We start from the raw sequence: 13,992 nt of genomic DNA on the forward strand, positions 1-13,992 counted from the left end.
GCAAAATTACTCACCACGGACCAGACTCATGCCTTGGATTCAAATCAAACTTAACGCCACAAATGACAACGCTGAACTTATCGGCGATATGTTAATGGAAGAAACAGGCGCGCTGTCTGTTACTTTCCTCGATGCACAAGACACGCCTGTCTTTGAGCCCCTACCGGGTGAGACTCGACTTTGGGGTGATACTGACATTGTTGCCCTTTATGATGCCGAAACTGACACTAAGCTCGTCCTAGAACAAATCAAAGCCAGCAACATGTTAGTCGCAGGCTTCGCACATAAAGTTGAGCAGCTCGAAGACAAAGACTGGGAACGCGAATGGATGGATAACTTCCACCCAATGCAATTTGGCCAACGCCTATGGATCTGCCCAAGCTGGCGTGATGTTCCAGAACCAGATGCGATCAACGTGATGTTAGATCCTGGTCTAGCATTTGGTACCGGTACCCACCCTACAACTGCATTGTGTTTAGAATGGCTAGAGTCGCTAGACCTTGCTGGTAAAACGGTCATCGATTTTGGTTGTGGTTCCGGTATTCTTGCCATTGCGGCGATCAAACTTGGCGCTGCTAAAGTCATTGGTATCGATATCGATCCTCAAGCTTTAGTGGCCTCGAAAGATAACGCCCAGCGCAACGGTGTTGCGGACCAACTTGAACTTTACTTGCCACAAGATCAACCTGAAAACCTACTCGCCGATGTTGTGGTAGCGAACATTCTTGCGGGTCCATTACGTGATTTGTCAGCCGTGATCAAATCGCTGGTCAAAGACCAAGGTAAGTTAGCAATGTCAGGCGTACTTGATACCCAAGCAGAAGACGTCGCCAACTACTATCGTGATGAAATGACGGTTGACCCTATCGTCGAACTCAAAGAATGGTGTCGTATCTCCGCCACTAAATAACCCTTTTTCGCGATGAGAAGTCGTTTAACCCGTTAACAGGGGCGACTTCTCATGTTGAATACCGAATACTTTCACCACTAAAAGGCTGAAAATCAGGCATTTTGCAGAAACAAATTGTAAATGCTCAAATATTAGTCTTTTCACGCATCGAAAAAATGCGTAAAATGCGCGCCCTTGCTTGTGTAAACCTGTGGCGATGTTTTGAAAATCGGAAAATACCAACTTAAGAACAATCTTATCGTCGCTCCTATGGCTGGAGTAACAGATAGACCATTTCGCGAGTTGTGTCTTCGTTACGGTGCTGGAATGGCGGTCAGTGAAATGATGTCCTCTAATCCTAAACTGTGGAAAACATCTAAGTCGCAGCAGCGCATGGTGCATGAGGGTGAATCGGGTATTCGCTCCGTGCAAATTGCAGGTGCCGACGCAAAGCTTATGGCTGATGCGGCACAATTCAGTGTTGAGAACGGTGCACAGATCATCGATATCAACATGGGATGCCCTGCAAAGAAAGTAAATAAAAAGCTAGCGGGCTCTGCACTGCTAAAGCACCCAGAGATTATCGAAGATATTCTGCGTGCTGTTGTGGATGCAGTAGATGTTCCAGTAACGCTAAAAACCCGTACTGGCTGGGATACAGACAATAAAAACTGTGTCCAAATAGCAAGGCTTGCCGAAGACTGTGGCATACAGGCACTCGCCCTTCATGGTCGAACTAAAGCTTGTATGTATAAAGGTGAGGCTGAATACGACAGCATCAAAGCGGTTAAAGAAGCAATCTCTATCCCTGTTATCGCTAACGGAGATATAGATAGCCCTGAGAAGGCCAAGTTCGTTTTGGACTATACTGGCGCTGACGCTTTGATGATTGGACGTCCGGCCCAAGGACGGCCATGGATTTTCGAGGAAATCCAACACTATTTGGAAAACGGCACACTGATGCCTGAACGTCCAGTTGGAGATGTTGAGGGCATCTTGCTTGGCCATGTTCACGCCCTCCATGAGTTTTATGGAGAGTATTTAGGTCCACGTATCGCGCGCAAGCATGTTGGCTGGTATTTAAAAGAACATGCACAAGCCAGTGAATTTCGTCGTGCCTTTAATGCAATTGAAGTTGCTCACGAGCAGCTAGATTCATTACAAGGCTATTTTAAAAACGTTGCATCATAATTACGAGAAGAGCTAAACCGATTATGTTCGAACAGAATTTGACTTCAGAACCATTGACCGTTACTACAGTAACATCTCAAGACCAAATCACTCAGAAGCCACTACGTGACTCTGTCAAAGCGTCTCTAAAGAACTACCTTGCTCAATTGAATGGTCAAGATGTCACTGAGTTGTATGAACTAGTGTTGGCAGAAGTTGAACAACCACTACTAGACACCATCATGCAGTACACTCGCGGTAACCAAACTCGCGCAGCAACCATGATGGGTATCAACCGCGGTACTCTTCGCAAGAAACTAAAAAAATACGGCATGAACTAATAGGTTCTCGTAACTAGCAGAATACCAAGCCACCTTCGCTAAGAAGGTGGCTTTTTTTTGCTTGTAACAGCAACGCCCCAGCCAACTCTTCCTGGTATTCCCCAAAGTTGAAGCTAGCTCAAGTCTTAGACTATTGGGGGATGGTATCAATAGAGCGAATACCGTAAGGTAAATGCATAACAATTATAAATTTAAGTCAGACTGCCTAGTTCATAATTATTCATAAAATTAACTTAAAAGTCAGCATGCCAATATTACCCATTGGTGATGTGTTCACTTTAAGAAAAAGGAGTTCTTAAGATGAATACCCAATTCTTGCGCCGAATTTCTATTCAGAACCGTTTGTATCTATTGATCCTAGTTGTTTCTGTTGCCCTGCTTGTTCCACTTGCTTTGTCACTTGTCGACTACGACAAATCTCTGACAGAGGCAAAACAAACCAAAACCCGCCATCTTGTTGAGAGCGCCTATACGCTCGTCAATCATTACTACCAAAAACAGCAATCAGGCGCCATGACACAAAGCGAAGCTCAATCAGCAGCTAGCCAAGCGATTCAGGCTCTTCGTTACGAAACTAACGACTACTTTTGGATTAATGACATGGCACCCAACATGATCATGCACCCTCTTAAACCAAAACTGGTTGGACAAAACTTAAGCCAAATCTCCGACCCTAATGGCAAGCGCTTGTTTGTCGATATGGTTGAAGTAGCAAAAAGCAAACAATCTGGATTCGTGAACTATATGTGGCCAAAGCCGGGTGCCGACGCTCCCGTGGAAAAAATATCCTATATTAAAGCCTTTACCCCTTGGGGCTGGATCATTGGTACTGGCGTTTATGTCGATGATATTCAAGCCTTGGTCTGGAACGAAATCAAAAAGGTGATGACATCCGTCTTAGTGGCTCTCGTCTTTATGTTAGCCCTTGCTACTTGGCTCAGCCGCAGTATTGTCACGCCATGTAAAGAAACATTAGATGCGCTTAATGATATCGCCAGCGGGGATGGCGACCTATCACGCCAGTTACCTGAAAAGGGCGCCGATGAACTGAGCCAGATTGCCGCGGCATTCAACCGTTTTACAACCAAGCTTGGTGTCATTATTAGTGATATTAAACCCGTCACCGAAAACATCACTGAAGCCGCTGTATCACTAAACAAAGTCGCGCAAGGCAGCGCAAGCAAATCTCAGCAACAACAACAGGCTGTCGACACTGTTGCCTCAGCAATGAATGAGCTTCACGCCAGTAACCAAGAAGTCGCCAACTCAGCTCAACATGCAGCAAGCGCCGCTAAGCAAGCCAGTGAGCAGGGTAAACACGGTACACAAGTTATTGAGTTAGCATCAAGCTACATGCAGTCTTTATCGGTTCGCCTAACGGAGACTGACGCTAACATTCAGATGCTAGCCAATGATACTCAAGAGGTGGGGTCGGTTCTGGAAGTCATTCGGGGTGTTGCAGAACAAACCAACTTGTTAGCACTCAACGCAGCTATTGAAGCGGCAAGAGCTGGAGAGCAAGGACGAGGATTTGCTGTCGTGGCCGATGAAGTCAGAACACTGGCGACTCGAACCCAAACCAGCACTGATGAGATAGAGCAAATCATTCAAAAACTGCAATCTCAAGCGTCAGAAGTCAGCCAATCAATGACTCAAACACAGCAACAATCAAAGGCGACACTCGAACAAGCTGCGAATGCGAAACAAGCGCTCACGGAAATTGATGATCAAGTGAATGCCATTCTTTCTCTCAATCAACAAATTGCCGAAGCCAGCTCACAACAAACACTGGCAACCGATGAAATTAGTCAGAACCTAACACAAATTGCCGACCACGGCAGCCAGTCCGCGATTGAAGCCAAGTCACTTGCCGATGCAAGCGAGCGCCTACTGGAGGATGGACAGACGCTCGCCAATGGCGTTGGGGCATTTAAAGTCTCCTGATTTCCGTTTATCGCAATAAGAAAAGGCGAACGGTAAACCGTTCGCCTTTGATTTAAGTGGTCGTCAATTGGGGTAGCGGCCACTGCATTTTGATGAGAGCGTGATGGTGGAGCATGCCTGCCGACATCACAATGTCATCATTATTGGCCCTTGAGTACCTTCACGGTATAGCTGCCATCCTTCTGGCGATACAAGCCATGAATATCCGTTTCAAAACCTGGATAATGGGCACCAATCTCACAAAGCATTTCTAAGAAATCTAATACTGGACGCGAACTGTCTGTCACCATTTCGCCTGGCAACACCAATGGAACACCAGGAGGGTATGGCAAAATCATATTGGCACTGACACGTCCTACCATATCTTGCAGATTAATCTCTTCAATTTGGCCGCGTAACTCTTGTTGCCACGCAGCATGAGGAGTCACTTTCATTTCCGGTAAGACATCAAAGGCTTTATACATGAGTTCTGGAAGCTGATACTTCATAGTCAAATCATGTATGCCCTGCGCGACTTCTTGAATTCGTTTGCCTTCATAAAAGCTAGGATCTTCTCGATACAATGATGGCAACATATTACGTACCGTTAGATTTAGGTCGTAACCACGTTTGAACTCGGTTAAGCCACGTAATAGCTGCATCGCTTTAGACTTATCAATACCAATAGAGAACAAGAACAATAGATTATAAGGACCTGTTTTCTCAACCACGATACCACGCTCGTCAAGGTACTTAGCCACTAATGATGCAGGAATACCAGAAGACTCCAGTTCACCAGATTTATTCATTCCCGGAGTCAGTAGTGTGATCTTAATAGGGTCCAAATACATATGGTCATCATCAAGATCTTTGAATCCATGCCATGTCTCTTTTGGATCCAGTTTCCAGCACTCTGTCGTATCAATATTATCTGGTTGCCACACATCAAAGAACCAGCCTTCACTCTCACCTTTTAGTCGCTTAATCTCTTTACGGAAACGAACAGCACGGTCGATGGAATCTTGCATCAACTTACGTCCCGTATTACCACGCATCATCGCAGCAGCCGTTTCCGTAGAAGCGACAATGCCATATTGAGGAGACGTTGAGGTGTGCATCATAAAGGCTTCATTAAATGACGCCTGATCAAACTCACCTTTTATGTGAATCATAGAAGCCTGCGAGAACGCTGCGAGCAATTTATGCGTGGATTGCGTTTCATAGAACACTTTACCCGGCATCGCCTCACCGCTCATGCCAGATTTACCATCGTAGATCGCGTTGAAATTAGTGTATGGCACCCAAGCACTATCGAAGTGGATGTGTTTGCAATCTAAAGACTCTTTGATGAATTGAGTATTGTAAAGCAGCCCATCGTAAGTGGAGTTAGTAATAACCGCGTAGCTCGGCGCTGTGGCACCTTCTGTCATAGCGACTTTGTCTGCTATCACGTCACGGCTAAATTCTCGCTGTGGAATGCCACCAAGAATTCCATAAGCATTGCGTGTTGGTCGGAAGTAAATCGGCGTAACGTCCGTCATCATCATTAAGTGTGTCAGCGATTTATGGCAATTGCGATCCACCAGCACAGTACTGCCTGCTGGCGCTGAATACATGCCGACGATTTTGTTGGACGTGGATGTACCATTAGTCACAATATAAGAACTATCGGCATTGAACGTACGGGCAATATACTCTTCCGCTTCTTTGTGAGGCCCTGAGTGATCAAGTAAAGAGCCTAACTCAGGCATCGAGATAGAAACATCCGCCTTAAAAGTATTTGGACCGTAGAAATCATAGAAAATACTGCCCGCTGGGCTTTTCTGGAACGCGGTTCCGCCCATGTGCCCTGGTGTACAAAAGGTATATTTCCCCTCTTCTACATACTTAAATAGTGCTTTAGTGAATGGAGGCATGATGGCACTTTTGTAGGCCTCAGTCGCTTGCTTCACTTTCACGACAATATCGTCTGCCATACCTAAAGCATACTCAAAGAAACTCACATTCAAACGCAGATCTGTCAGTGAAATATCCAAGGTTGATTGGTCATTGGCAAAGGCATGGACTGGCAGCTTGTCGTTTACAGCACTGATACGTTCACATAAATTCAGTGAGTACTTGTCCCAGTCAAATAACACACCGCATACCCGCGGGTTCATCTCGATAAGTTTCATTAAGTCTTTGTCGTCAACAGGATAGACCACGTCGTAGCCAGCTTTTTCTAATGCAGCATGCAACTGACGAACGGGCTCTTCTTTAAAGAACACACCCATGTGATTAAGGATTGCAAAAATATTCATTTGGAGATCTCCAAGGTGAATGAGGGCGCTCCCTGCCAATGACAGTGAGTAACTAGAGCGCCTAAGGAATAAGTTGTTGGTGTGATAGTTCACACCAACAGAGAATTAGTGACTGGCTTGTTGTGACGTTCTTTCGTTCGGGTGTTGCTCCATATATTGAGCCAGCCCCGCTTTCTTGCTATAGAACATCAGAATAATCAGCGACATAATGAAGGTAGCGGTGAGTGTTGTCCCTTCCGCCCCAGCCAATGCCACCATGCAAAATAAGCAAGCAACACCAGAGAAGAACATGACAAAGCCATTACGAGTGGTCATGCCCTCGAAACGAATCAAATTAATACTTGAATAGAAATAAGGCAGCATGGTGAGTAGAACCGCATCGGTGGTGAGCTGGTTAAAGAGATCGGCAGCGTGAGCAGTTTTAGAGCTAAAGACCATCAATACACACATTAATGCCGTCATCTTAATCGACGCCAAAATCAGGCCCTTTCTAGGCACACCATTTTTGTCTACTTCACCGTACACTTTAGGGAAGTTACCGTCAGTGGCGGCACGTTTACCGGCTTCGCCAACCAGCATCATCCAAGAGCCCAGAGAAGTGAAACACGCTAATGCAGTGAAAGCCGCTACAAATGGGGCTGTCCAATGGCCAAAGATTTCTGTCGTTGCTAGCGCAAAAGGGGCACCTGAAGCCGCGACTTCCGCAGCAGGGAACATGCCACTAATCATTTGGGTAGAGACAATATAAATAACCCCTGCAATCGCGGTTCCTAACATCGTTGCCATCGGCACAGTGCGTTTCGGATTCTCAACCATACCTGACGATACTGCGGCAGATTCAACGCCAACAAACGACCAAAGACAAATCAGCACAGCGGCGATAACAGCATGACTGTCGCTGCCTGCAGAGACATTCCAGTTTTGGCTATAGAGTGCAGGTTCAAAGTGCGTCCAACCAAAGAAAGCCGTACCTAAAACGGGAACGAGAATAAGCACAAGTCCTAATGTACATAGACGACTCACCCAACTGCCACCTAACAAGTTGACCATGGTAAAAACCCAAACAGACGCGATGGTCGCAAGACCTGCTGGCACAGGGTTATTAAGCACAGGAAAAAAGACCGAGAGGTAAGACACGCCGGTAATTGCAATCGCCAAATTACCAATCCAGTTAGCATGGTAATAAAGCACACCAGTTTGGAACCCGAAAACAGGAGAGATTTCACCCGCGTAGGCAATAGGTCCACCCTCTTGTGGGTTTTTCGTTGCTAAGCGCGCAAAAACAAAGGCAAGACTCAACGCCCCGACGATACATATTATCCAGCTATATAGTGAAATAGAGCCGACCGCCGCTAAACTTGATGGCAACAAAGCGATACCACTGCCCATCATGTTTCCGGCAACAACCCCCGTACAGGCAACAAGACCGATTTTCTTAGTATTCGATGACATAACATCTCCACATGTTTTCTACTTAAGCGCGTTGCGCCCAAACTGAATCCGATTCGAGATGCCACCAGAAAGTGATGTTGCACCTCATTAAATTTCGAAGTGCAGGTTACGCCCTATCATCGCTAAAAAAATCAATCTAAAGTTATCAATAAAAACATTAGCGACAGAACGCTAATCTTGATATAAACCTTATTATCAATACAAGTAAACCCTAATAAAAACAATAAATTAACAAAGCACCAAGTAAATTATAAATCACTATAAAAATATCAGGACGTCAATATTATCCATGTCCAGACACTGCCCTGATATCAAGGTTATGGTGAAACCAATAAAAACGCCCTCCACATAGGGAGGGCGTTGAATCATTCTTAGCTCGACGTATTACTTTGAGGTATGTGCTTCAAGATCTCTATTTCAAAGTCGGTCTTTTCAACGTCCATATCGTAAATACTTCACCTTATCCGCATTATTACAGGAGACGAACAACAGAAGGGTGAACAGCCCGATACATCGCGTGGTCAATCTGTTTGAGATTACTCGAAAACACTAAGTTTTCGCACAACAGATATGTTTCTACTGAGGTATCAATATAAAATGCCTCACTATACGCTTCACTGGCATTATCCAGATCACCAGCAAGCTCGGCATGCTTACCTTTAATCACATAAGCCAGCACTGAGTCGCGTATCATTAACGCTTGTTTAAGGTGAGCTTGAGCCTTAGCTTGCTCCCCTAACATGGTTTCGTGTAACGACAATGCCTCATAGATTCGAGGTTGGATCGGGCCACTTTCACTAGAGACAAAATGATTAAGCGCCAAACTGAGTTGCGTTAACCTCTCTTCTTTTAACACCTTACTTTCATCAAGAGCTTGCTGGACGTAATAAGCGACTAATAACTCAGACTGAACATAAGCATTATCAGGCTCCGAGATTAGGATCTGCTCTAACAAGTCAATCGCATGCTGAAATTGCTGGTTATCAGACACATTGAGGTAATGATTGGCGCGAATAAACAACGCTAACGCTTCAGGATCATTGGGCACACCCGACACTGTATTGATCGCTCGCTGCTCTGCATCTTCAATCTTTAAGATTCGCATAAGATCTAACGAACTCTGCTTCAGCACTGACTTAAGATGCTTATTCGCTAACGCGTACTGCCGACTAAACAGCACTTTCTCTGAAGAGTTATCTCTATATTCCAATTCTAGGAAGTCTCCGCCATCGTTTTCATCCACTCTGACTAAGACGGTTTTCCCGGGAACAATGCCTGTTTTGAACGCCGTCTTGTGTAACATCACTCGATAGTCGGTGACTCGGGTAATATCTAGCATCAACTTCTGAGCAAACCCATCCGCCAATTCGTAACTACGCCCAAAGCTACGAATCCCATCTTGGTATTCAAACGCGATCAAATGCGTATCAATTACCTGGGTAATACTCACTTCCGACTGCTTATAGGTAAACACCCCTACCGCCGCCACTAATATTCCAATCCAAATTGCATTAATAATTCCTAAGCGCCAAGGGCTAAGAAGCGATTTTACTTTAGGCTGTTTAGGACTTTTTTTCTTTTGATATAGCGCGCGGGTGAGCGGAGCGGCCGGAAAAGCCATCGGCTCTTGTAGTGCTTTTGATTGAGTCTCAATTGGAGGAGAAGTTGGTGTAGTCACAGAGGTGACGTGAGCCACATCCGTTACATTAGCGGTAGATAACGTCCGATATTGATGAAACTGTTCAGTGGTCATAGGGGTGACGGCCGCGACCAGTTTATAGCCGCGTTTAGGCACCGTGCCGACATAGTGTAAATTTTCTTCGCGTCCATCGCGCAGAATTTTACGCAACTCAAACACTGATTGAGTTACCACTTGATCAGTGACGATGGCGCCATCCCAAACATAGCGAATCAGCTCATCGCGGCAGTAAACTTGCCCCGAATGTTCAGCTAAAAAAAGTAATAAATTGACTAAGCGTGGTTCAACGGAGACTTCCCTATCTTGTCGATACAGCTTATTTTCATCAACACTGAGTACCCAGTCATTGATTTGAAAATAGACCTCTACCATATAAATTGTCGTCTCTCACATACCGCATCGCACCCGCCAAATAGCACCACGCTACTAGTAGGAACACGAAGAAAGGCGGGATTATAGTAGCCCTATAGGCATTCACCTACCAAATGCGAATGATCAAACATGCAAACTTAGGTTATTTACCTCCTAATCCGTCTTACCACCGTTATTCCAGAGCCGCCAAGATAGAGCAGTGACTGGCATCATGCTGATGCCCACAACAAGCATCATTGATTTTCTTTAACGCTGAACGGATACGCGTGAGTTCGGCAATTTTCTGATCTATCACCGCTAATTTAGCAGACGTAATGGCTTTCACTTCTGCACAACTATGCTCTGTCGCTTCCAACTTTATGCCCAGCAACTCTTTAATTTCATCCAGACTCAGCCCCAACTCTTTAGCTTTCAGTATAAAATTGACCTGCCTTTGGCTTTCTTCATTGTAAAGCCGATAACCCGACTCACTGCGCCCCGCTGGAATAATTAGTTGGTTTTTCTCATAAAACCGCAACGTATCCGCCGTCACCTTGCAGCGTTTTGCTAACTCACCTATCTGAAACATAACCTTTTAATTTAACCTCTTCGTTACAATGTCGACCTAAAATCTATTTTTTTGCACTTTTTTTTGCGATGCCAAACGATTGCGCGAGCTTTTTTGTAATAGATTGGTTAGAATACGCGCCAACAGCATCAACGATGCTTTTTTGTGCAAGGGTCATTGCCCAAATGGATAATAAGCGCTCTAAACGGCGCTGCAAAGCAATCTGTTTTGGCAACAATCTTTTAGCCGTGAGTAAGCATAATCACAACGCCTACCCACAGCAACGTTAACTCTGTGACTTTGAGGAAGACAGAAGCATGAATAACGCTCGTCCAATTCGCCGCGCTCTTATCAGCGTATCTGACAAAACTGGTATTGTTGAGTTTGCCCAGGCACTCTCTCAACGTGGTGTTGATATCCTTTCTACTGGTGGCACTGCTCGCCTACTTGCTGAGCAAGGCATTGCGGTGACAGAAGTATCCGATTACACAGGATTTCCTGAAATGATGGATGGCCGTGTAAAAACACTGCATCCAAAAGTTCACGGTGGCGTTTTAGGCCGTCGCGGCCAAGATGATGACGTGATGGAAACTCACGGTATTAATCCTATCGATATGGTTGTTGTAAACCTATACCCATTCGCAGAAACCGTTGCTAAAGAAGGTTGTACTCTTGCTGACGCTGTTGAGAACATCGACATCGGTGGACCAACCATGGTTCGCTCTGCTGCGAAAAACCACAAAGATGTAACGATCGTGGTTAACGCACACGACTACGACCGCGTTGTCGCTGAAATGGACGCTAACGAGAAATCTCTAACGCTAGAGACTCGCTTCGACCTAGCTATCGCAGCATTCGAGCACACCGCGTCTTACGACGGCATGATTGCTAACTACTTCGGCACTATGGTTCCATCTTACGGTGAGAACAAGGAAGGTGATGAAGAGTCTAAATTCCCTCGTACGTTTAACCAACAGTTCGAGAAAAAACAAGACATGCGCTACGGTGAGAATAGCCACCAAGCAGCCGCATTCTATGTTGAAGCAAATCCTGAAGAAGCATCCGTTTCTACCGCTCGCCAAATCCAAGGTAAAGCACTGTCTTACAACAACATCGCTGACACTGACGCTGCACTTGAGTGTGTGAAAGAATTCGACGCACCAGCTTGCGTTATCGTTAAGCACGCAAACCCATGTGGTGTTGCACTAGGTGAAGACATCCTAGAGGCTTACGACCGTGCATTCAAAACAGACCCAACGTCTGCATTTGGCGGCATCATCGCATTCAACCGTGAACTAGACGCTGCAACAGCAACGGCTATCACAGAGCGTCAATTCGTTGAAGTTATCATTGCACCTTCTGTTTCTGCTGAGGCAGTAGAAATCGTAGCGGCTAAGAAAAACCTTCGCCTACTTGAGTGTGGCGAGTGGACAACTAAGACTACTGGCTTTGACGTGAAACGCGTTAACGGCGGCCTGCTCGTTCAAGACCGCGACCAAGGCATGGTGTCTGAAGATGACCTTAAAGTGGTTTCTAAGCGTCAACCTACAGCAGAAGAGCTAAAAGATGCACTGTTCTGCTGGAAAGTAGCGAAGTACGTGAAATCTAACGCTATCGTTTACTCGAAAGGCGACATGACTATTGGTGTAGGCGCAGGCCAAATGAGCCGCGTTTACTCTGCGAAGATTGCAGGCATCAAAGCGGCAGACGAAGGTCTACAGGTTGAAGGTTGTGTAATGGCATCGGATGCATTCTTCCCATTCCGTGACGGTATCGACGCGGCAGCAGAAGCGGGCATCAAGTGTGTTATCCAACCGGGCGGCTCTATGCGTGATGACGAAGTTATCGCCGCAGCAGACGAACACGGCATGGCGATGATCTTTACGGGCATGCGTCACTTCCGCCACTAATATTTGGTTTATCTAAACGATTAGTAGCTATCGAGCCTCTCAAATTTGAGGGGCTTTTAAGAATTAAAGACTTAAGGATTAAAACATGAACGTATTGATCATCGGTGCTGGCGGTAGAGAACACGCCTTGGGTTGGAAAGCGGCACAAAACCCAAACGTTGAAACCGTATTCATTGCTCCAGGTAACGCAGGTACTGCACTTGAGCCTAAACTTGAGAACGTAAACATCGGTGTTGAAGACATCGCAGGTTTAGTCGCGTTTGCTCAAGAGAAAAAAATCGAACTGACTATCGTCGGCCCTGAAGCACCATTAGTTATTGGTGTGGTTGACGCCTTCCGCGAGGTGGGCCTACCAATATTTGGTCCAACTCAAGCAGCAGCTCAGCTTGAAGGTTCCAAAGCATTCACCAAAGACTTCCTCGCTCGTCATGATATCCCAACGGGTTACTACGCTAACTTCACTGAGATTGAGCCAGCTATCGCTTACGTTCGCGAGCAAGGTGCTCCAATCGTGGTCAAAGCTGACGGTCTTGCCGCTGGTAAAGGCGTTATCGTTGCGATGACGCTTGAAGAAGCAGAAGACGCAATCAAAGACATGCTAGCGGGCAACGCATTTGGCGAAGCTGGCAGCCGCGTGGTTATCGAAGAATTCCTTGAAGGCGAAGAAGCAAGCTTCATCGTTATGGTTGACGGTTCTAGCGTTCTTCCTATGGCAACGAGCCAAGATCACAAACGTGTTGGCGACAAAGATACAGGTCCTAATACAGGCGGCATGGGCGCTTACTCTCCTGCGCCAGTTGTAACTCCTGAAATCCATAATCGTATCCTTGAGGAAGTTATCTACCCAACGGTACGTGGTATGGACGCAGAAGGCGCACCTTACACTGGTTTCCTTTACGCTGGCCTAATGATCGATGCTGACGGCACACCTAAGGTTATCGAATACAATTGCCGTTTCGGCGATCCAGAAACGCAACCAATCATGATGCGTATGGAGTCTGACCTTGTTGAACTTTGCCTAATGGCTATCGACGAGAAACTAGACCAAGCAGAATCGAAGTGGGATCCACGCGCTTCTATCGGTGTTGTTCTTGCGGCTGGCGGTTACCCTGCTGACTACGCAAAAGGTGACGTTATTTCACTACCAACAAGTGAAGTTGAAGGCCAAAAGGTTTTCCACGCGGGTACGACAAATAACGAAGCTGGCGATGTTGTGACAAACGGTGGTCGTGTACTTTGTGCTACAGCACTAGGTAACACCGTTTCTGAGGCTCAAGAGCGTGCTTACGCGTTGACTAAGCAAGTTAGTTGGAATGGCATGTTCCACCGCAACGACATTGGCTATCGAGCTATTGCTCGTGAGCGACAAAAGTAGTTTTTATCTAAATC

Annotated in this window: 10 protein-coding genes; 6 read left to right on the forward strand and 4 right to left on the reverse strand. The window is 45.9% G+C overall.

Annotated features, from left to right (window positions below):
• Nucleotides 1-28: 28 nt before the first annotated feature.
• From prmA to L4D74_RS19605, 4 genes are all read left to right on the forward strand, one after another.
• Nucleotides 29-910, forward strand: a complete 882-nt coding sequence (gene prmA, locus L4D74_RS19590; protein ID WP_265674649.1) for a 50S ribosomal protein L11 methyltransferase — start codon at nt 29-31, stop codon at nt 908-910.
• A gap of 201 nt (nt 911-1,111) precedes the next feature.
• Nucleotides 1,112-2,080, forward strand: coding sequence for a tRNA dihydrouridine synthase DusB (dusB, locus tag L4D74_RS19595; protein ID WP_265674648.1), 969 nt, complete (start codon nt 1,112-1,114; stop codon nt 2,078-2,080).
• A gap of 23 nt (nt 2,081-2,103) precedes the next feature.
• Nucleotides 2,104-2,400, forward strand: coding sequence for a DNA-binding transcriptional regulator Fis (fis, locus tag L4D74_RS19600; protein ID WP_006073423.1), 297 nt, complete (start codon nt 2,104-2,106; stop codon nt 2,398-2,400).
• Nucleotides 2,401-2,700: 300 nt separating this feature from the next.
• Nucleotides 2,701-4,344 (forward strand): methyl-accepting chemotaxis protein, encoded by a 1,644-nt coding sequence (locus L4D74_RS19605; RefSeq protein ID WP_428754138.1) that lies wholly within the window; start codon nt 2,701-2,703, stop codon nt 4,342-4,344.
• Nucleotides 4,345-4,484: 140 nt separating this feature from the next.
• Here the strand turns inward: L4D74_RS19605 and L4D74_RS19610 are convergent, their stop codons facing one another.
• The 4 genes from L4D74_RS19610 to zntR form a co-directional block, all read right to left on the reverse strand.
• Nucleotides 4,485-6,623: a lysine decarboxylase CadA gene (locus L4D74_RS19610; RefSeq protein ID WP_428754139.1), complete on the reverse strand. Its 2,139-nt coding sequence runs from the start codon at nt 6,621-6,623 to the stop codon at nt 4,485-4,487.
• Between the two features lie 105 nt (nt 6,624-6,728).
• The gene (gene cadB, locus L4D74_RS19615; protein ID WP_428754140.1) at nt 6,729-8,075 is read right to left on the reverse strand and encodes a cadaverine/lysine antiporter; all 1,347 of its coding nucleotides are present in this window, start codon (nt 8,073-8,075) and stop codon (nt 6,729-6,731) included.
• A gap of 472 nt (nt 8,076-8,547) precedes the next feature.
• Nucleotides 8,548-10,146 (reverse strand): lysine decarboxylation/transport transcriptional activator CadC, encoded by a 1,599-nt coding sequence (cadC, locus tag L4D74_RS19620; protein WP_428754142.1) that lies wholly within the window; start codon nt 10,144-10,146, stop codon nt 8,548-8,550.
• A gap of 172 nt (nt 10,147-10,318) precedes the next feature.
• A complete protein-coding gene (gene zntR, locus L4D74_RS19625) occupies nt 10,319-10,714 on the reverse strand; it encodes a Zn(2+)-responsive transcriptional regulator (RefSeq protein WP_265674643.1) in 396 nt (131 codons plus the stop codon).
• A 296-nt stretch (nt 10,715-11,010) separates the two neighbouring features.
• Here zntR and purH point away from each other — a divergent pair, with 296 nt between their 5' ends.
• Together purH and purD are read left to right on the forward strand one after the other, a co-directional pair.
• A complete protein-coding gene (purH, locus tag L4D74_RS19630) occupies nt 11,011-12,603 on the forward strand; it encodes a bifunctional phosphoribosylaminoimidazolecarboxamide formyltransferase/IMP cyclohydrolase (protein WP_428754144.1) in 1,593 nt (530 codons plus the stop codon).
• A gap of 85 nt (nt 12,604-12,688) precedes the next feature.
• Nucleotides 12,689-13,978 carry a phosphoribosylamine--glycine ligase gene (purD, locus tag L4D74_RS19635; RefSeq protein ID WP_428754145.1) on the forward strand — a complete coding sequence of 430 codons (1,290 nt, stop codon included), beginning with the start codon at nt 12,689-12,691 and terminating at the stop codon, nt 13,976-13,978.
• Nucleotides 13,979-13,992 lie beyond the last annotated feature (14 nt).

This window comes from Vibrio cionasavignyae (genome assembly GCF_050337155.1).
GTDB classification, from domain to species: Bacteria; Pseudomonadota; Gammaproteobacteria; order Enterobacterales; family Vibrionaceae; genus Vibrio; species Vibrio nomapromontoriensis.